Here is a 20,530-nt window from a genome sequence, read left to right on the forward strand (position 1 = left end):
GTTCCGGATTAAAAGTCGGCGTCGAAACTAATTTTTTGCGAATCTGAGTCGGTGCTCATCACACCCGCTTTTTGGTATTCTGCTACTCTTTTTTCAAAGAAATTGGTTTTTCCTTGTAGCGAAATCATATCCATGAAATCAAATGGATTGGAAGAATTATACACTCTTTCACATCCTAATTCTACTAGTAATCTGTCAGCAACAAATTCTAGGTATTGGGTCATTAATGTGGCATTCATACCAATTAAACTCACAGGAAGTGATTCGGTGATGAATTCTCTTTCAATGGTTAACGCATCTGTAATAATTTCTTTGATTCTTTCTTTTGAAACTTTGTTTACCAAATGGTGGTTGTGTAAATGCACCGCAAAATCACAATGTACACCTTCATCGCGTGAAATTAATTCGTTTGAAAAAGTCAATCCCGGCATTAAACCACGTTTTTTCAACCAGAAAATGGAACAGAATGCCCCTGAAAAGAAAATGCCTTCCACAGCTGCAAACGCAATTAAACGTTCGGCAAATGAATCAGAACTAATCCATTTTAACGCCCAATTGGCTTTCTTTTGAATAGCCGGAAATACATCTAAGGCATGGAATAATTGGTCTTTTTCTTTTTCGTCTTTTACATAGGTATCAATCAACAGCGAATAGGTTTCGCTGTGGATGTTTTCCATCATGATTTGAAAACCATAGAAAAATTTGGCTTCGGGATACTGCACTTCATTAACGAAATTTTCTGCTAAATTCTCGTTTACAATTCCATCAGAAGCGGCGAAAAATGCTAAAATGTGTTTGATAAAAAACTTTTCATCGGCATTCAATTTCGTATTCCAATCGGATAAATCTTGGTGCAAATCAATTTCTTCTGCGGTCCAGAAACTCGCCTCCATTTTTTTGTACCATTCCCATATATCGTGGTGTTTGATAGGGAAGATTACGAATCTGTCTTTATTTTCTTGCAAAATTGGTTCTACTGCTACCATCTTTTTCTATTTTTTATTACGTACAATGATTTATATTAAAATTTATGTGTTACAAAGATTGCAATTCAAAACGGGAAATGAAAGTCAAACTTATTCACAATCGGGCTTAGTTTTTAACAACGAGTAATGTTATTCTTACTTTGAAAAAACAAACATAACTTGTTGTTATTTAACGCATTAAAAACTACTTTATTGGAGGTCGCGAGGGAAAAAGTAAATTTTTAAGGAATAATTAGGAAGATAACTTTTTATAAAAACTACTTCTCTTTTTGGTATTCTTTTCCCACTTTTTCCAGTTCCAAATACCACGCTTCGCCAAATTTTCTTACCAAAGCTTCTTTGACAAATTTATAGACCGGCACTTCCAATTCTTTTCCTAAAGAACAAGCCGGACTACAGATATCCCATTTATGATAATTTACTGCTGAAAAATCAGAGAAATCTTTAACTCGAATGGGATACAAATGACAAGAAACCGGTTTTTTCCAAGAAATGATTCCTTGGTTGTAGGCTTGTTCGATACCACACAAAGCGGTTTTTCCGTCAAAAATCACATAGGCACAATCTTGCTCATTAATTAGAGGTGTTTCAAACTCGCCGTCTTCGCTTTTAATCCAAGTGCCTTGCTTTTCAATTGCTTCAATTCCTTCTTTACGAAGAAAAGGTTTTACTTTGGGATAGATTTCATCTAAAATTGCTGTTTCTTCTTTAGATAAAGGTGCTCCGGCATCTCCATCCACACAACAAGCACCTTGACAAGCTGATAGATTACATACGAATTCTTTTTCCAGAATTTCTTCAGAAACGATGGTTTTACCTAATTGAAACATAAAATTTTGAATAAAAATATGAGTACAAAGGTACAAAGGTTTGTTTGATAGATGGGGTAGTTATTTCATAATTATTTCTCGTTTTTTATGCAGAATAAGCAATAAAAATGGGTAATTTTGCACACAAAACGAAGATCATGGAATTGGATTTAAGAGAGATTTTTACGGCTACAATGGTGCTTTTTGCTGTAATCGATATTGTTGGTAGTATTCCGATTATTATTGATTTACGCAACAAAGTAGGTCATATTCAATCGGGTAAAGCATCGATTGTGGCTGCTGTGATAATGATAGCTTTTTTGTTTGTTGGAGAAACTATTTTAAGTTTAATTGGCATTGATATCAACTCGTTTGCTGTTGCAGGTTCGTTTGTTTTGTTTTTTTTAGCCTTAGAAATGATTCTGGGCATCCGACTTTATCGTGATGAAGAATCAACCTCTGCTTCTATTGTCCCGATAGCTTTTCCGTTAATTGCCGGAGCGGGAACCATGACAACCATTTTATCTATTCGGGCTGAATTTCAAACCGTGAACATTATAATTGCGATAGTGCTAAACATTATATTGGTTTATGGTGTTTTAAAATCATCTTCACGAATAGAGCGATTACTCACCAAAAATGGGTTGAGCGTCATTCGAAAAGTGTTTGGGGTTGTTTTGTTAGCCATTGCTGTTAAATTATTTGCAGCTAATGTTAAAGGGCTTTTTGTATAGTATTTCATTTAATACCTTTGTTCGAGAATTATTTCTGATGAAAATTTTACACTATATACTTTTTATTCTTGCATTTGCATTAATTGTTTTTAATGTAACGCAACTTAATTTTGATAATATTTTAAGCAACGACAGTGTGATTGCTATGATAGGAATTGTAGCTTCGTTTTGTGCAATTTTAATATTATTGATTTTCAGAATGTCAAAATCTATTGAAGACAAACTCAAGGACTAATGCAATTTGATGTTTTATTGATTGGTGGCGGTGTTTCGTCGGTTTCGTGTGGTTTAGTTTTGGGTTCTGCTTTCAAAAAACCCTTTGCCGCTTCAAAAAAAATTGGCATAATTACCCACCAAAAATCATCTTCTTTACAAGATGCTTTATTCAACAATGCCTATGGTATTTCTGCCGAAAAATTAGGAGCTGATTTATTGGTTGAAACTTTAGAACAACTACAATCGCTTTATCCCCATGTTGTTCAGATTCCGAATGAAAAAGTGTTGAAAATTGAGGGAGAAAACGGCAATTTCTCTGTGATTACCAACAAATCTGTTTATCAAACCAAGCTTGTAGTTATTGGCATTGGAGCCGGAAATCCTTTTACAATTGAAGGTTTGGAAGCGTTCGTTATACCCCATCAAAAAACGATTGCTGAAAAAAATCGTATTCAATTAAAGAATCACGATCATTTGGTGAAGGACGGCATTTATGTATGCGGCGTTTTAGCCGGATGGCGAAGTCAACTTTCCATTGCTGCCGGAAGCGGAGCTGCAGTTGCAACAGACATTTTAACGTTGTGGAACGGTGGCGTGCATGTTCATGTGCATGATAGTGTGAGAGAGTAGTTGCGGTTTGTCAGTGTTCGGTTGTCTGTTTTAAGTCTGACTGAAAAATCATCATTTCGTTTCAAGTAAAAATGTTTTATAACATCAAAATGCCAACATCCTTACTTTGTAAGCAAACTATTTACTATTTCTGTTCCAAAACCGCTTTCACCATGGCATCTTCTTTCAGAATAATTTCATAATATTTTTCGTCATCAAACAATTGTCTGGCGAACTCAGCCATCAAGTAGCGTTTCACCACCGGTTTGCTTTTACTCAATTGAACTGCTATTCCGTTTTTATTGAGATAATTTTGAAAATTAGTATAATACAAATCTGTATATTCCATTTTGATAATGAAATTATCAAAATTTAAATTGTAAAACGCTTTTCGGTCTTTGTCTAATTCTTCAAAAACAAAATAGCTCACAATTCCGGTTTGCATCATGGCTTCCACAGCATCTTCACTATGTCTGTTTTGTAAGGGTACAAAAATATCGGGCACAATGCCGCCACCGCCATAGACCGTTCTCCCTTTTTTAGTTTTAAAGATTAGACTATCTTTAATTTTTATGCTGTCGCGTTCATACAATTCGCCACTTTCAAATCGTTTATCAAACTCGTTATAATAGTCTTCATTGCCATTTTCATAGGGTTTTTGAATAGATCTTCCTGAAGGGGTGTAATATCTTGCTACGGTTAATCGAACAACGGAACCATCGCCTAGTTCCATTTCGCGTTGCACTAAACCTTTGCCAAAAGAACGACGTCCAACGATTATTCCACGATCATTATCTTGAATAGCCCCTGCAAAAATCTCAGAAGCTGAAGCCGAATTTTCATTTAACAAAACAAAGACTTTTCCTTTTTCAAAAATTCCTTTTTTGGTAGCTTTTGTTTTATCAATACGTTCTTTTTTATTTTTTGTAAAAACAATCAATGCGTCTTCTTCCAGAAAATCGTCTGCCATTTGCACTGCTTTTTCAAGATAACCTCCGCCATTATCGCGTAAATCCACAATGACGCTTTTGGCACCCTTGGCAATTACTTTTTCGAGACCTGCTTTAAATTCTTTATAGGTAGTTTCAGAAAAACGATTGACTTTTATAAATCCGATATCGTTGGAAATCATCAAAGCCACATCTACGCTTTTTATAGGAATCACATCGCGTTTTAATTTGACTTTAAGTTTTTTGTTTTCGCTTTTTCTAAAGATTGTGAGCGTAATATCAGAACCTACTGCTCCTTTGAGTTTTGAATACAGTGTGTCATTAGGTATTTTTTTTCCGAACAATTGGTAATTATCTGCAAACAAAATTCGGTCGCCGGGTTTAATTCCTGCTTTTTCTGAAGGCCCACCAATTAAAGGTTTTATAACCGCAACCGTATCTTTATAAACATAAAAATTTACACCAATACCCACAAAATCTCCACGCATTGATTCTGCCACAAAAGTTTGTTCGTTTTTGGAAATGTAAACAGAATGCGGGTCGAGTTTTTCTAAAATTCCGTTAACCGTTAAATCAACAATACTGTCTGTATTAACGTTATCCACATATTCTCTTTCAATAAAATCAATAAGTCGGTTTAATTTGAATTTATGAGAGTTGGAAATCAGTGTTTCCTGTTTGCCAAAAATACTGAGCTTGCCTCCGATTAGCACACCAAAAGCAACTGCGGTAAAAAGAATTACCGGCCAATATTTTTTATCCATTTTCATTTAACACTATTCTAAATCATCTATTAATTCTACCTCAACACCCGCTTTTTTTAAGAATTCAATTCCGCTATCGTCTTTGTATCCTTCAAAATAAACCACTCGTGTAATTCCTGATTGATGAATCAATTTACTACATTCTTTACATGGCGAAAGGGTGATGTATAACGTTGCTCCTTCACAAGATTGTGTGGAACCGGCAACTTTAAGAATGGCATTTGCTTCCGCATGCAACACATACCATTTCGTAATTCCTTCCTCATCTTCGCAACAATTTTCAAAACCGGAAGGCGTTCCGTTGTAACCATCAGAAATGATCATACGGTCTTTAACAATAATCGCTCCAACTTGCTTTCGTTTGCAATAAGAAAGTCGGCTCCACTCTTTCGCTATACGAAGGTAGGCTTTATCATATTTAGTGCGTTTCTTTTTATTCATTTTTTAACAACCAATTATAAGACATTTATCTGTTCCAAATAGGGCTTTCAATTATCATAGGAATCACAACACCAATGACAAAGGCTGTGGCAACCAAAGTCCAATCTCTTTTTGAAAATCGAAAGAACGTTTGCACTACAAAAGATACAATCAACACTAAGAAAACCACTATAAGTTGAGCGGCTTCTATTCCCAGAGCAAATTGAAGTAACGGAACTAGTTTTGAAGAGGCATCACCGGGAACAATTGATTTAAAGTAATTTGAAAACCCTAATCCGTGAATGATTCCGAAGAAAAGCGTAATGAATGCCACAACGCTTATACTCTCTTTTTTGCCTGATTTTCCGGCGGTAAACAGGTGAAAAAAAGCAGTAATCAAGATTGTTATTGGAATAAGAAATTCAACCAAAGATTCTTTAATTAAAACAATTTCATAAACCGAAAGCAGTAATGACAAGGTATGACCAATAGTAAAAAGTGTTACCAAAATTAATACCCTTTTCCAATCTTTAAAAGAATAAGGCACCGTTAAAGCGATTAAAAAAAGTACATGATCATACGCATGAATATCCAAAACATGCTTCAATCCGACTGTAAAATAAACCCAGAATTCAGACATAACTACAGATTTAATAATTTGAGGCCCTCAAACTTACGATTTATTTCGAAAAAAGTAAGTTTTACCAATTAAAAGCTTGTGAAAAATTATTTAGAAAAAAGAATTAGAATTATATTTGCACTACCAATAATTAACAAAAAAGTATGTCAATTTCAGATTTATTTGATAGTGGTTTTAAAAACCGAAACAAGGGTCACTTTTCAGCAATTGTAAGAGTAGCTTTAAGCGATGGTGAGATTACACCTGAAGAAAAAGAATTTATAGATCGATTGGCTCGAAATTTAGAAATTTCGAAAGATGAGTACGAAGAAATCATGGAAAACCCCATGAAATATCCGATTAATCCGCCATATTTATACATTCATCGATTGGAGCGTTTGTATGATTTAGCCCGAATGGTTTATGCAGATCATGTTTTGGGACCCAAACAAAAAGAAATTTTAACTAAATTTTCGTTGGCTTTAGGCTTTACGCCAAGTAATGTGAATTATATTGTTGACAAAGCCTTGTCGTTGCTAGTTTTAAATGTAGATTTAGACACCTTTATTTTTGAAATGCAACACATGAATAAATAAATAAAAGCCCTGAAATTCAGGGCTTTTTTTATGATTTCTTACGTTGTGTTTTCTTTGACTTCTTTGATTTTAACATGAAAAAACAAAATCAGCTACTTATTTTTTGTACTTTTATTTAACTATTTATAATTCAAACAGTTATTAACTAAATTTTTGACTTATGAAAACCATAAATAAACTACTGAAATTTGTGTTGCTTTTTTGTTTCCTCTCTGTTTCATTTCTTCATTCATCTTGTTCAAGTGATGACAAAAAAAAGGTTGAAATTTGCAACAACGGCATTGATGATGATGGCGATGGTTTTATAGATTGCGATGATTTTGATTGTAATGAAAGTCCGTTTTGTGCTGTTGAAATTTGCAACAATGGCATTGACGACGACGGTGATGGTTTTATTGATTGCGACGATTTTGATTGCAACGATTTCCCCGGATGTGATTAATCAGAGCCATTCCGTAATCATTTAATTCTTTTACAAAACAAATAAAGTCTTGAAAAATCAAGACTCCATTGTTGTGTTTATAATTTTCTGAATTAATTACTTATAATTTGCCATAAATTCTTCTGCCTTTTCTACCATTTTTTTACTCCCACAAAAGAATGGAGCTCTTTCATGTAGTTCTTTTGGTTGAATTTCCATAATTCTGTTGTAACCATCAGACGCTTTACCACCCGCTTGTTCTGCAATAAAAGCCATAGGATTGCACTCATAAAGCAAACGTAACTTCCCGTTTGGGGCTTTTGAACTGGTTGGATAAATATAAATTCCTCCTTTTATCATGTTTCTGTGAAAATCAGAAACCAAACTACCAATATATCTTGATGTATAAGGCCTGTCATCTTCTTCCGATTGACAATATTTGATATAATCTTTCACCCCTTGTGGAAAATGCACATAATTTCCTTCGTTAATGGAATATATGTTTCCTGTTTCCGAATATTTCATGTTGGGATGCGATAAATAAAATGCACCAATAGCGGGGTTTAAGGTGAATCCGTTAACGCCATGTCCTGTTGTATATACCAACATTGTAGATGTTCCATAAATCACATAACCTGCTGCAACTTGATTGATGCCGGGTTGCAGGAAATCTTCGGAAGTTGCCGGCGAACCAATTGGTGTGATTCGTCTGTAAACCGAAAAAATAGTGCCCACAGAAACATTCACATCAATATTTGAAGAACCATCTAGCGGATCCATTAAAACTACATATTTATTATTGTGTCCTTTATCGCTTCCTGCAACGGTAATGAATTCGTCATTTTCTTCTGAAGCAATTCCACACACAATTTCACGATTGATTAGCGTTTGAATAAACACTTCGTTAGCATAAACATCCAATTTTTGTTGGTCTTCACCCTGAATGTTTTGTTCTCCGGCTGCCCCAACAATGTCCACCAAACCGGCTTTATTCACTTTATAATTAACCACTTTGGCAGCTAATCGAATAGAATTAATGATTCTGGAAAGTTCTCCGGTTGAATATTGAAACTCTTCTTGCTTTTCGATGATAAACTCACCTAAGGTTTTGTTGCGTTCTTCCATTACGAAATCGATGTAGTTGTGTTAGTGGCACAAATATCGATATTTTTGTGATACCTATGAAAATATTATTCAAATCAATTTTTAGAATTGTAATTTTGTTTCCTTAAAAAAAATATAGCGTGCAAATTAGAAAAGCAGTTCCTGAAGACATGCCGGCCGTTTTAGAACTAATAAACGAGTTGGCCATTTTTGAAAAAGAACCTGAGGCAGTGGTAGTCACCGTTGCGGATTTGGTTCGTGATGGTTTTGGAGAGCAACCTCTTTTTCATGTTTTTGTTGCAGAAAACCAAACAGAGATTATTGGAATGGCCCTTTATTATTATCGTTTTTCCACTTGGAAAGGCAAAACTATTCACTTGGAAGACTTGATTGTTAAAGAAAGTCAACGAGGAACCGGAGCCGGATTTGCATTATATACTGAGATAATTAAACAAGGAAAAAAAGACAACGTTAGAAGAATTGAGTGGAATGTTCTGGATTGGAATACGCCTGCTATTGATTTTTACATCAAATCGGGTGCAAAAGTACTTGAAGATTGGCGTGTAGTTCAAATGGATGAACAAGGAATTACTTCATTTTTAGAAAAAATCAGCAATTAAAAATTTATGAAACTATTCAAATTTGGTGGAGCATCCGTAAAAGATGCTAATGGCATTAAAAATGTTTTTGATGTTTTGCAAAAAGTGGGTTATGAAAATGTTTTGGTTATAATATCTGCAATGGGAAAAACCACCAATGCGTTGGAAGTAGTTATTAAAAACTATTTTGAAAAATCAGAGGAACTACAAGAATCCATTCAGGAAGTAAAAAAATACCATTTACAGATTATAATGGAACTTTTTGAAGACGATAAAAACCCTGTTTTCAAAGCGGTAAATCAGCACTTTGAAGACATGGACTATTTTTTAAGTCATAACAAATCCCCTAATTATAATTTTGTTTACGATCAAATTGTAAGTTATGGTGAATTGATTTCTACCACAATAGTTAGTCATTATTTCAACTCGTGTGGTTTAAAAAACAATTGGTTGGATGTTCGAAATTTCATAAAAACCGATACCACCTATCGTGATGCTACGGTTGATTGGGATCAAACTTTAGAATTGATTTCTAAAAATGTAAAACGCAAAACACTAAACATCACACAAGGATTTTTAGGTGCCGATCCCAACAATTTTACTACCACATTAGGTAGAGAAGGCTCTGATTACACGGCTGCCATTTTTGCTTATTGTCTCAATGCAGAAAGTGTTACCATTTGGAAAGATGTTCCAGGCGTTTTAAATGCCGATCCGAGGTATTTTGAAAATGCCATTTTGTTAAATCAAATTTCGTATCGAGAAGCTATTGAGTTGGCTTTTTATGGAGCTACTGTCATTCACCCAAAAACGTTGCAACCGTTACAGCGTAAAGAGATTCCATTATTTGTAAAATCGTTTTTAAACCCATTACTTCCAGGAACCAGCGTTTCAAAAGGAGCCGATTTGGTGCCGCAAACGCCTTGTTTTATTGTGAAAAAAAATCAGTTGTTGATTTCATTATCTTCAATTGACTTTTCATTCATCATGGAAGAACACATCAGTGAAATTTTCCGATTGTTTCATGAATATCAAATAAAAGTGAGTTTAATTCAAAATTCAGCCATTAGTTTTTCTGTATGTGTTGAAGATAAATTCAATCACTTTAATGAATTAAAAAGCTTGTTGTCAAAACGATTTCAAATTAGCTGGCATGAAAATGTATCGTTGTTTACCATTCGTCATTTTAATGAAAATGCCATAAAGATTGTAGAAACTGACAAAACCGTTTTAGTAAAACAAATTTTGGGCGATACGATTCAGATTGTAACGAAGGAGTAAGTTGAATTTTTAGATTTTTGGAATATTTGATTTTTCAATCAAACACGCTTACTTTCCTAAATTCCAACAATAAATACTACTTTTGAGGTTTTGGAGTTATAGTATTTATGTTGAAAAAATGTGTTTTAGGGCTACTTTTACTACTGATTTCAAGTCTTTCGGCTCAGGAAAGCGAAACGCCGTATCAATCAAAAAAAGTTGTAGCATCAAAAGACACCATTTCACTTGAAAAAGTGAGCATCAACAAAGCTTTTTTTAAAATTTTTGACTCTAATGGTGTTGAAATTGACACTTCGTATTATGTAACAAATTTTCAAAAAGGCACTTTGCTTTTTAAAAAGGAGTTTAACAACAGTGACACACTAACGGTTCGCTATCTTAAATTTCCCGATTATCTAACCAAAACTTACAGTGTTTTTGACGAAATTCAAATAGTTCCCAATCAAACAGGATATGGTGATTTGTATCGTTTTTCAAAAGATCCAAAAAAAATAAACACCCCATTTAGCGGTTTAACTACTTCAGGAAGTATAACCCGAGGTTTGACCGTTGGAAACAATCAAAATGCGGTTGTAAATTCAAATTTAGACCTTCAAATTAGTGGAAAAATTTCCAATGATGTTAGCATTAGAGCATCCATTCAAGACAGTAATATTCCACTTCAGGAAGGCGGTTACTCTCAGAAATTAGATGAGTTTGATCAGATTTTCATTGAATTATATGCTAAAAATTGGAAAATTCGAGCCGGTGATTTGTTCTTAGAAAACCGACAGTCTCGTTTTTTAAATTTCAATAAAAAAGTACAAGGAATTGCCACTGATTTTAGTTTTGGAACTCCTGAAAAACGAACTACCGTTACTGCATCAGCAGCATTAGTTCGCGGTCAATATGCCAAAAGCAACTTTATTGGTCAAGAAGGCAATCAAGGTCCGTATAAATTACGAGGGAACAATGGCGAACTTTATGTACTGGTTATTTCAGGTTCAGAACGTGTTTATGTGAACGGTTTGTTGCTGCAACGCGGTGAAAACAATCAGTATATTATCGATTATAACGCGGGTGAAATTATTTTTACATCGTTGTATCCCATCACTTCCGAAATGCGAATCACCATTGAATACCAATATGCAGAACGAAGTTATACCCGATTGATTACTTATGGCGGCGTTACTCATGAGCAAAAAAAGTGGCAAATTGGTGGTTATGTCTATTCTGAAAATGACATAAAAAACCAACCACTTCAACAAAATCTCTCACCAGAACAAGTGGAAGTTTTAAAAAATGCCGGTGACGACATCAATTTAATGAATGCCCCATCTGCTTATTTAGACAGTTTTTCGGAGAATAAAATTTTGTATAAAAAAACATTTATAAACGATGTTGAAGTTTTTGAATTTTCAAATAACCCGGAGGACGAATTATACAACGTGCGATTTAGTTTGGTTGGCAATAATAATGGGAATTATATCTTGACCAACAGCCAAGCCATTGGCAGGATTTATGAATATGTTGCCCCAATAGCCGGAATTCCGCAAGGAAATTACGAGCCCATTATTCGATTAGTGGCTCCAACTAAAATTCAAATTGCCACGCTGTTAGGAAAATTTTCGCCCAACGAAAAAACCGTTGTTGATTTTGAATTGGGAATAAGCAATAATGACAAAAATTTGTTTTCAAACATAGACGACGGAAACAACCAAGGAATTGCCGGAAGAATTAACGCAAGACAACGTTTATTTACAGGAAAATGGACATTGGATGCTTTGGCAAATTACCAATTTGTGCAAAAAGATTTTCAAACCATTGAACGATTATTTACCATTGAATTTGATCGCGATTGGAGTTTGAACAATCCAATGGGCAATCAGAGTTTATTAATTTCAGGTTTAGAATTGCGAAATGCAGAAAAAGGATTTGTTCGCTATCAATTGGAAAAATTAAATTTTTCTGAAAGCTTTTCCGGTAACCGACATTTGGTGGAAGGAATTTATAAAGATAAAAACTGGAGCCTTCAAAATCAGGGTAGTTTTATGAAAAGTGACAGTGATGTGGCCGATTCCAAATTTTTAAGAAACCAAACACAAGTCCGCTATCATTTTGATAAAAATTGGGTAGGCACAAGTTATAGAATGGAAGATGTTTCAGAAAAAATTAAGGCCACCAACACCTTTTCACCATTAAGTCAACGTTTTAACGAATATGGTGTTTTTGCCGGAAGAGGCGACAGTACGAAAGTTTTTGTTGAAATTGGCTACTTACATCGAGTTAATGACAGTTTACAAAACGGATCGATAGAACGAGTAAACAAGTCCAATTCCTATTATATCAAATCCAAATTGATTCAAAATGACAAAAGTGATTTAAGCTTGTTTGTCAACTATCGAAATTTAAAATATATCGATACTTCGCGTCCTGATGAAACTTCGTTAAATTCTCGCTTGCTTTATAACGATCGCTTTTTTAATCAATTGGTACAAATTACTTCGGCTTTTGAAACCAGTTCCGGAACCATTGCAGAGCAAGAGTTTACCTATGTTGAAGTAGAACCCGGTTTAGGGATTTATACCTGGATTGATTACAACGGTAACGGTATTCAAGAATTAGAAGAGTTTGAAGTAGCTCCATTTCCGGATCAAGCCCGTTATATTCGAGTTTTTCTGCCCAATCAGGTTTTTGTACCCACTCATCAAAACAAATTTTCGCAATCGGTGACTTTAAATCCGATACAATGGCAAAACGAAAAAGGAATTAAAAAGTTGGCTTCCTATTTTTATAACCAAACCTCCTTTTTAGTAGATCGGAAAATCAGAAGATCGGAAAACAATTTTGATTTGAATCCGTTTTCTAATGACGCCACTGATTTGTTAGGGTTGAATGCTTCGTTTAGAAACAGTTTGTTTTACAACCGTGGAAAACAAAAGCATTCTTTAACCTATACTTATATAAACAATCGTGCAAAAAATTTACTTTCTTCCGGTTCACAAGAAGTTAAAAACAGTTCGCATCAAATGCAATATGCCCATCTTTTTCAAAAAACATGGCTTTTATCTTTCTTAGGAAAAACAGTTGTTTCTGAAAGCGAATCTGAAAATTTTGAAATTCGAAATTTTGAAATAAATGGTTATCAACTGGCTCCAAAACTGGCTTATTTGTTTTCACAAAGCACCAGTTTGGATGTTTTTTATGAATACCAAATCAAAACCAATCAAATAAATGATTTGGAAGAATTACAACAACAACGCATTGGTACTTCTTTCACCTATTCAGGCAAAAAACAATTTACTATGAATGGTGAATTTTCACTTTATAACAATGATTTTTTCGGAAATGCTACCTCTGCTGTTGGCTTTCAAATGCTGGAGGGATTGCTTCCCGGAAGAAATCAAACGTGGCGATTATTACTCCAAAAAAACCTGACACAATTTTTAGATATCAACGTGAACTATCAAGGAAGAAAAAGTGAAACCAGCAAAAGTATCCACACGGGAAGTGTTCAATTGAGAGCTTATTTTTAAGACTTCGTTAAAAATAGTGCTGACAGCATGGAAATTACTATATTTGAATTTGAAAAAACACTACTTATGAAATCAAAAACTATTTTATTGCTACTTTTGGCAAGTACATTCATAGCAACTTCATGCAAAAAAAATGAAGAAGAAGCCACTCAAGAAGCAACAGCAACCACACAAGAAGCACCAATAATCACCACTACTCCTGCTGCAACACCGGCAAATACATCGACACCGACCGGAGAAGCTCCAAAATTAAATCCGCCACACGGAGAACCATTTCACCGTTGTGACATTGCCGTTGGAGCTCCGTTAGATGGTCCTTCAAACCCAAATGCAGAAGCAAATATGAATGCCGGAGCAACAACCGGAGAACCTAAATCGTTTTTTAAATCGGTTCAAAGCAATAACCCAACACCAACCCAAACAGCACCGGCTCCTACAGCTACAACAAGTGCAACTCCTGCAACGCAGCCCACTGCAACAGCTGCAAATACACCAAAACCAAAAATGAATCCGGCACACGGACAACCGCATCACCGATGTGACATTGCCGTTGGAGCACCATTGGATTAATTTCAAAATAGAAAATAAAAAAACCGCAACTTTAAAAATTGCGGTTTTTTTGTGGAGAAGATGGGGCTTATATTTTCCTAATTCCAAAAAATACAAATCCTTTACAAAATAACACAAACTTCAACAAAATCAAGGCTTTACGATAATAAGTAAAGCTTTTTTTATTGGATAGATTTGATTTATATTGTATGTTTTTTAGTAAATGTGGGCTAAATGTGGGCTAGATTTTGTATATTTATGTATTCAAAAAATCAAAATTATGGCTTCAATAAAACTCCTTTTGCAAAGCAAACATAATCCGGCAGTTATATACATACGTTTTCGTGATGGTAGAAATATCGACATTAAAGCTAAAACTAATTATCTTATTGATCCTTTGAACTGGGATGATGTAGAACAAAGACCAACCAAGAAAGCTTTGAAGGATATTGACTATGCCAACCTGGATACAGATTTGCAAGACTTAAAAAACAACCTCCTTAAAGAATACAACAAAATAAAAGGAACGGTAGCCATTGATTTAAATTGGCTAAACGATTTCATAAACCCACCTCAACAAGAAGAAAAACTTCCAGAAAAATTAATTGATTACTTAGACAAGTACACAGAGTATAAGAAACGAGAAGTTAAAGAAAGTACCTTAAAAAAGTGCGGTGTAATTAAGCAGCTTCTACTTCGATATGAAGCAGACAGAAAATTAATTCTTTATGTTAAAGATATTAATTTACATTTCAAGAATGACTTTGAAAACTATTGTTTTAGTAAAGGATATGCTTTGAATACCATTGCTCGTGCTGTTAGGTTTATAAAAACAATTTGTAATCATGCAAAAGCTAACGGTATTGAAACACACTACCAGCTTGACGGAGTAAAAGCAAAATACCTCAAAGTGGATAATATCTATCTGAACGAAACTGAAATACAGCAAATCGAAAACATAGCATCTGAGAAGCTAACCGAAGGTTTAGAAAATGACCGTGACTGGTTATTAATTAGTTGTTATTGCGGCCAAAGAATTTCCGATTTCTTACGATTTGAAAACACGATGATTCGATACGAGAAAAACAAAAGTGGTGAACTAAAACCTTTAATCGAATTTACTCAAGTGAAAACAGGCAAAATAATGACCATCCCATTACATCATAAAATCATGGCTATTTTAGAAAAATATGACGGCAATTTCCCTAGAAAGATATCAGACCAAAAATACAATGATAACATCAAAACAGTATGTAAGTTAGCCGGTATCAACAAACCGACTCACGGCGTTAAATTTGATGCAGAAACAAAAACTAAGGTAGAAAAAGACTATGAAAAGTGGGAATTAGTATCTTCACATATTGGAAGAAGATCTTTTGCCACTAATAATTACGGTAAAATACCAACTTCGTTTTTAATGTATGTGACAGGGCATGCTACAGAAGCCATGTTCCTCACTTACATCGGGAAAAGCAACAAGGATATAGCAATGGAATTAACGAATTATTTTTAATACTTTTGGATATAATGTTTTTATAAGCTGATGGTTAACTTTCAAAACAAAAAAATATTTTATACTCTCAAAGAGTATAAAAATAATTACAATAATTTACTTAAAGATTACCTCAAGCAACATGAGGACTTTGATGAATTGATGTTTCTTGACATTGAACTTCAATTTTACACATTGTGTTATGATAATTCTAATCTGGTTATTGTAGATTTAGGTTATGGTCCTCAATATTGTGTGAATAGTGGACATTGTGAGCTACTTATACCAGAAATAAACGAAGCAATATCATTGCCTGATGGTTATGATTTAGAGTTAAGCACAAAATATAATACGTCATTTTATAAAATCCTTAAATTTTTAATAGATAAAAAAGATAAGGCTTACATTTCAGAAAACTATAATCCAATACTAAACAGCTGTAGTTCCCCGGAAATTAGAGAATTGTTCATTAATATTCTTCATAATAAATTATCTCTTTTTAATGCAATTAATCAGATTAAAAGAATAACAAATTCAGATACTTATGAATTATTTTTGAATGAATTTAATTCGGTTTATAATCACTTGATTTGTGAATTTATGTTTTCCTTCAATGAAGATATTATTTTGGAGGCAATAGAAACATTTGAAAACAATTTATCTTTTGTGTATTTAAATGAAGTAGAAATTTCAAAAGTAAAGCATTTTATAAGAGATATTGGGCAATACAAAACTGTTTATAATGCATTTGGATTTAGTTCGGTAGAAAAGGATAACTCTACTAAATTTATACACTTAAACAATTTAATGATCGATTATTGTGATAGCTTTTTTCACGACCCAATAGATGGCTTCGAAAATTTAATTTCTTTGAAAACTGTTTACGAGCATTTAAATAAAGGCATGATAAATAGTGTGGCAAATTCAAACAATGATAATAAAGAAAAGAGTAAACAAAAAACAAAGGTTGAAATCACCTCTATTTATGGTGTCTATTTAGATAATAAAGATATTTTACCAGTATCAATTTTAAATGCTTTTAATAACGTTGGTAATTTCGAACATTTGTACATTAACGAAAATGATGGTGAAATATTAAATTCATACGGCTTAGGTCCGTTTGATAATTTACCAGGTGAAACTATAATTGAATATTATTGTCTTAAAGAAAATTATCTTAATCTGCTATCTAAAATTGAAGACAAAACCTTGATTTTTTGTGATAATCAACCTCTTGATTATTATCTATACGAATATGCAAAAGCATTTAATAAAGGATATAATGATTTTGAAAAAATTCTAGATAAAAAACAAAAAGCCCTAGAAGAAACTCAAGAGCAAAAAGCTTTAAAAATCTTATCCTATGTTTTAAATGCAAAATATAAAAATGGTTATTTTGGTGATATAGCTGATACTTTTGAACAATTTAAAAATAGAAAAGGTAGATATATTGGTGATGATGAATTTACAGAATGGGGTTTTCAAGGAGGTCAGTTTTATAAAGCATGGGAGATTATTCTAAACAACCCACTAGTTTTTGAACCTCTTTTTCTGAAATACTACAATTCAACTGAAACAAATAATACACTATCCACTGATATTTCAGAGAATAAAAACAATAAAAAATTTCCAGCCAAGTATCATGCCTTAACGTATCTTCTCGAATTAGAAATGAATAATCAAAAACCTCCAACTACTCCTGATGGTGAATTTAAAAAAGATTTAATTATTATAGAAGGTAGAGAAAGATGCAATGACACAGGTCAAAATTTTTATAATACAGTAAAAGACCATCATCATCATATTTCGAAAAACATTGTAAAGAAAACTATATTTAAAACTAATTGGAAAGAAATAGTATTAAGTCTAACCAAAAATAAATCAGAATTAGAACAATTTATAGAAAATAAAAACCTGTAAATCATAGAGATACACATATCTCAAAATATCTAAAACTTCCTTCAAAATATATCCCGAAAAATTTGTGCTGTATAACACTAAAAAATACAGCTCATGCAAAACAACGCAATTTTACTTCAAAACCTAACAGTTGACCAACTTCAACAACTGATAGGAACAACAGTTCGCAACAGTATTGTCGAACTGCAAAAACAAATCCAAACACAATCCGACAACGAAGCCCTAATGACTAGGGAAGAAACGTGCCAGTTCCTTAAAGTGGACAGCTCCACACTTTGGGCATGGACAAACCAAGGCAAAGTCAAAGCCTACGGCATTGGTGCAAGGCGGTACTACAAAAAAAGCGAGTTACTCGAATGTCTAACCTTACTAAAAAAATAAGCGATGGACTATTACGAAAAAACTGCAAAACAAATCCAACAACTTTTAGATAAAGTGGATGAAATTTCGTCAATGATTAAAACCCGAAGCGGTTTTGATGCTGAGGACGTATACATTGATAACAACGAGTTTTTACAACTATTCAAAGTAAGTAGACGGACAGCCCAACATTGGAGAGATTCCGGTATAATCGGACACACAATGATAGGTTCAAAAATCTACTATTGCCTTGCGGATGTTCATAAAATGATGAAAGAAAATTACAAGCAAAGAACCAAATAATTTTAAAAGTAAACTGATGGTATCAATTTATAAAGAATTTAAAAAAGTTAGCTCAGATATTGAGATAACAGAGGTTATTGAATGTATAAAAAATGGTGATTACAAAGAAGATATTAATTCCATTCGATATGCAGTTCATAGTGAAGATTTAAAAACAGCTGATGAAATCAAAAGTAAATTAGTTGGATTTACAACAAGCGGAACATTCGGAACAGCAAGAACCAAAGAAAACATCACTTCATATTCAAAAATGATTTGTTTGGATTTTGATAAGTTAGATCATCAAGAATTACAAGAAATACTAACGATTATCAAAATATGCAACTATACTTATGTTTCGTTTATTAGTCCTAGCGGTAATGGAATCAAAGTAATTGTAAAAGTGAATTGTGATGCAGATGGCCATGAAGAAGCATACATTCAAGTAGCGGAACATTATAAATCAATAACCGGCATCGATTACGACAAAAAATGCAAAGACATCACCAGACTTTGTTTTATATCGTATGATGAAGACATTTATGTAAACAAAAACAGTGAAATTTTCAATCCTATTAGTGAAATAAAAACAGTTGAACCAAGCAAACCAATTGTTAATCAATCTTCAAATACAGATATTTTACTAGATAAGTGTTTAAAGTTCACAGAACAAAAAGAACAGTATCACGAAGGAAACAGAAACAACTTCATTCATTTGTTTGCATCCAATGCCAACCGTTTTGGGATTTATCAAGAAGATACGCTAAACTTTTGTCTAAACAATTTCGATTTGCAGACTAAGGAAATTGAATCAACTGTAAAAAGTGCCTACAAACATCAATCGGCAGACTTTGCCAGGTTTGCCGAGTTTGCCAACCGTGCAGAAAACAAAAACAAACAAACATCGGTTAGTAAAGATAAAAAGGAAATTGATGATGAAGATTATTTACTTACATCACCAACAATGACAAATGTAGTATATGATAATCTTCCGCCAATATTTAAACAAGGTGTCGAAGCATTTAAAGTAGATAGAGAAAAAGACGTTTTTCTTACGGGAGCTTTAGCAGTATTATCAGGTTGTATTCCTAATGTTACAGGGGTTTATGGTGGTAGAAGAGTTTATCCCAATCTATTTAGTTTTATTTTAGCTCCGGCAGCTTCCGGCAAAGGTGCTTTACAATCAGCCAAAGAGTTGGCTGATAAATACCATAGTGAAGTATTGCAAAATTCATTAGACCAACAAAAAGAGTACAAAAGAAAGTTGGAAGAATATAAAAGAGCAATGCGTCAAGCCAAAAAAGAGGAAGTAGTAGATATGAACGAACCTGAAGAACCTCCGTTTAAAGTAGTTTTTATTCCGGCAAATGCAAGTAACGCAAGTATTATAAAACATTTACAAAATAATGAAGGTAGAGGAATTATATGCGAAACCGAAGCAGATACAATGGGTCAAGCATTTAAAAACGATTGGGGTTCCTATTCCGACTTGCTAAGAAAAACATTTCACAACGAAAAAATTTCTATTACCAGAAAAACGAATTATGAATATTTTGAAATAAACACTCCACATTTATCAGTAGCATTATCGGGAACACCGAAGCAAATTCAAAACATCATTCAATCTGCAGAAGATGGTCTATTTAGTAGAAACATTTTTTATGTATTCAAAACTGAAGCCAAATGGTTAGATCCATCACCGGAAGGCAACTTGGTAAACCTAACAGAACATTTTGCAATCCTATCTCAAAACGTATATAACATGGTAAATTATCTAGACAATAGCGAAACTGAAATACATCTATCACCTCAACAATGGGCTAAATTAAATACAGCTTTTACAGAATATTTAATTCAAATCAATGCTTTTGTATCGTCAGATGCTCAAAGTGTAGTAAAAAGATTAGGCTTAATTTTATTTCGAATTTGTATGGTATTCACGGCAATAAGAAAATTCCAAGCCAAAGAAACAGCAAAAGACGTTCAATGTTTAGATGAAGATTTTGATACGGCAATGGCAATCATTAGAGTCTATTTAAAACACAATGTTTTAATGTTTGAAAACTTAACAAAACAAGAAGAAGAAAATGATTCACCTTTCAAATCCGGTGATAACAAATACCGTTTTTTTAAAGCACTACCACAAAAATTCTCTCGACAAGAAGCAGTAATTTTAGGAGATACTTTTGGTATTAAAGAAAGAACGGTAGGTACAATTTTAAAAAATTGTTTAGGGAAGTACTTAACGCAACCAGAATACGGAAAATACTGTAAAGTCAACTAAAATACTTTATTTATTGAAAC

The 20,530-nt window shown here is 33.5% G+C and carries 20 protein-coding genes; 14 read left to right on the forward strand and 6 right to left on the reverse strand.

Going from position 1 to position 20,530, the window contains the following annotated elements; genetic code table 11:
- Positions 1 to 8: 8 nt before the first annotated feature.
- Positions 9 to 986, reverse strand: a complete 978-nt coding sequence (locus B3L86_RS10945) for a ribonucleotide-diphosphate reductase subunit beta (RefSeq protein WP_291118936.1) — start codon at positions 984 to 986, stop codon at positions 9 to 11.
- 257 nt (positions 987 to 1,243) lie between these two features.
- A complete protein-coding gene (locus B3L86_RS10950; protein ID WP_291118939.1) occupies positions 1,244 to 1,816 on the reverse strand; it encodes a DUF3109 family protein in 573 nt (190 codons plus the stop codon).
- A gap of 137 nt (positions 1,817 to 1,953) precedes the next feature.
- Between B3L86_RS10950 and B3L86_RS10955 the strand changes: the two genes are divergently transcribed.
- From B3L86_RS10955 to B3L86_RS10965, 3 genes are read left to right on the forward strand one after another with little or no spacing between them, the layout of a single operon-like run.
- Complete coding sequence (locus B3L86_RS10955) at positions 1,954 to 2,529, forward strand: MarC family protein (RefSeq protein ID WP_188363241.1); 576 nt, start codon at positions 1,954 to 1,956, stop codon at positions 2,527 to 2,529.
- A gap of 37 nt (positions 2,530 to 2,566) precedes the next feature.
- Positions 2,567 to 2,764: a hypothetical protein gene (locus tag B3L86_RS10960; RefSeq protein ID WP_291118941.1), complete on the forward strand. Its 198-nt coding sequence runs from the start codon at positions 2,567 to 2,569 to the stop codon at positions 2,762 to 2,764.
- The gene (locus B3L86_RS10965) at positions 2,764 to 3,375 is read left to right on the forward strand and encodes an FAD-dependent oxidoreductase (RefSeq protein ID WP_291118944.1); all 612 of its coding nucleotides are present in this window, start codon (positions 2,764 to 2,766) and stop codon (positions 3,373 to 3,375) included. Before B3L86_RS10960 ends, B3L86_RS10965 begins: the two co-directional genes overlap by 1 nt.
- A 124-nt stretch (positions 3,376 to 3,499) precedes the next feature.
- Here the strand turns inward: B3L86_RS10965 and B3L86_RS10970 are convergent, their stop codons facing one another.
- From B3L86_RS10970 to B3L86_RS10980, 3 genes are read right to left on the reverse strand one after another with little or no spacing between them, the layout of a single operon-like run.
- On the reverse strand, positions 3,500 to 5,074 hold the full coding sequence (locus B3L86_RS10970; protein WP_291118947.1) for a S41 family peptidase: 1,575 nt from the start codon (positions 5,072 to 5,074) through the stop codon (positions 3,500 to 3,502).
- Between the two features lie 6 nt (positions 5,075 to 5,080).
- The gene (locus B3L86_RS10975) at positions 5,081 to 5,509 is read right to left on the reverse strand and encodes a deoxycytidylate deaminase (RefSeq protein WP_188363139.1); all 429 of its coding nucleotides are present in this window, start codon (positions 5,507 to 5,509) and stop codon (positions 5,081 to 5,083) included.
- Between the two features lie 25 nt (positions 5,510 to 5,534).
- Positions 5,535 to 6,128, reverse strand: coding sequence for a HupE/UreJ family protein (locus B3L86_RS10980; RefSeq protein WP_291118951.1), 594 nt, complete (start codon positions 6,126 to 6,128; stop codon positions 5,535 to 5,537).
- A 143-nt stretch (positions 6,129 to 6,271) separates the two neighbouring features.
- Between B3L86_RS10980 and B3L86_RS10985 the strand changes: the two genes are divergently transcribed.
- Positions 6,272 to 6,703, forward strand: a complete 432-nt coding sequence (locus tag B3L86_RS10985; RefSeq protein ID WP_291118954.1) for a TerB family tellurite resistance protein — start codon at positions 6,272 to 6,274, stop codon at positions 6,701 to 6,703.
- A 160-nt stretch (positions 6,704 to 6,863) separates the two neighbouring features.
- Positions 6,864 to 7,145 (forward strand): hypothetical protein, encoded by a 282-nt coding sequence (locus tag B3L86_RS10990; protein ID WP_188363142.1) that lies wholly within the window; start codon positions 6,864 to 6,866, stop codon positions 7,143 to 7,145.
- Between the two features lie 96 nt (positions 7,146 to 7,241).
- On the opposite strand, the gene fbp is transcribed toward B3L86_RS10990, so the two are convergent.
- On the reverse strand, positions 7,242 to 8,249 hold the full coding sequence (gene fbp, locus B3L86_RS10995; RefSeq protein WP_291118957.1) for a class 1 fructose-bisphosphatase: 1,008 nt from the start codon (positions 8,247 to 8,249) through the stop codon (positions 7,242 to 7,244).
- A gap of 119 nt (positions 8,250 to 8,368) precedes the next feature.
- Between fbp and B3L86_RS11000 the strand changes: the two genes are divergently transcribed.
- The 9 genes from B3L86_RS11000 to B3L86_RS11040 all read left to right on the forward strand — a co-directional run bounded on the left by B3L86_RS11000 (position 8,369) and on the right by B3L86_RS11040 (position 20,510).
- Positions 8,369 to 8,848: a GNAT family N-acetyltransferase gene (locus tag B3L86_RS11000; protein WP_291118960.1), complete on the forward strand. Its 480-nt coding sequence runs from the start codon at positions 8,369 to 8,371 to the stop codon at positions 8,846 to 8,848.
- Between the two features lie 6 nt (positions 8,849 to 8,854).
- Positions 8,855 to 10,108 (forward strand): aspartate kinase, encoded by a 1,254-nt coding sequence (locus tag B3L86_RS11005; protein WP_291118963.1) that lies wholly within the window; start codon positions 8,855 to 8,857, stop codon positions 10,106 to 10,108.
- Positions 10,109 to 10,215: 107 nt separating this feature from the next.
- The gene (locus B3L86_RS11010; protein WP_291118966.1) at positions 10,216 to 13,623 is read left to right on the forward strand and encodes a hypothetical protein; all 3,408 of its coding nucleotides are present in this window, start codon (positions 10,216 to 10,218) and stop codon (positions 13,621 to 13,623) included.
- Between the two features lie 66 nt (positions 13,624 to 13,689).
- Positions 13,690 to 14,193 carry a hypothetical protein gene (locus tag B3L86_RS11015; protein ID WP_291118968.1) on the forward strand — a complete coding sequence of 168 codons (504 nt, stop codon included), beginning with the start codon at positions 13,690 to 13,692 and terminating at the stop codon, positions 14,191 to 14,193.
- 259 nt (positions 14,194 to 14,452) lie between these two features.
- Positions 14,453 to 15,685 carry a tyrosine-type recombinase/integrase gene (locus B3L86_RS11020; RefSeq protein ID WP_291118971.1) on the forward strand — a complete coding sequence of 411 codons (1,233 nt, stop codon included), beginning with the start codon at positions 14,453 to 14,455 and terminating at the stop codon, positions 15,683 to 15,685.
- Positions 15,686 to 15,715: 30 nt separating this feature from the next.
- A complete protein-coding gene (locus B3L86_RS11025; RefSeq protein ID WP_291118975.1) occupies positions 15,716 to 17,584 on the forward strand; it encodes a hypothetical protein in 1,869 nt (622 codons plus the stop codon).
- 93 nt (positions 17,585 to 17,677) lie between these two features.
- Positions 17,678 to 17,965 carry a helix-turn-helix domain-containing protein gene (locus B3L86_RS11030; RefSeq protein WP_291118978.1) on the forward strand — a complete coding sequence of 96 codons (288 nt, stop codon included), beginning with the start codon at positions 17,678 to 17,680 and terminating at the stop codon, positions 17,963 to 17,965.
- 3 nt (positions 17,966 to 17,968) lie between these two features.
- Positions 17,969 to 18,247, forward strand: a complete 279-nt coding sequence (locus B3L86_RS11035) for a helix-turn-helix domain-containing protein (RefSeq protein ID WP_291118980.1) — start codon at positions 17,969 to 17,971, stop codon at positions 18,245 to 18,247.
- A 16-nt stretch (positions 18,248 to 18,263) separates the two neighbouring features.
- Positions 18,264 to 20,510: a DUF3987 domain-containing protein gene (locus B3L86_RS11040; RefSeq protein WP_291118982.1), complete on the forward strand. Its 2,247-nt coding sequence runs from the start codon at positions 18,264 to 18,266 to the stop codon at positions 20,508 to 20,510.
- The last annotated feature ends 20 nt before the right edge of the window (positions 20,511 to 20,530 follow it).

Source organism: Flavobacterium sp. UBA6135, assembly GCF_002428305.1.
GTDB lineage: Bacteria > Bacteroidota > Bacteroidia > Flavobacteriales > Flavobacteriaceae > Flavobacterium.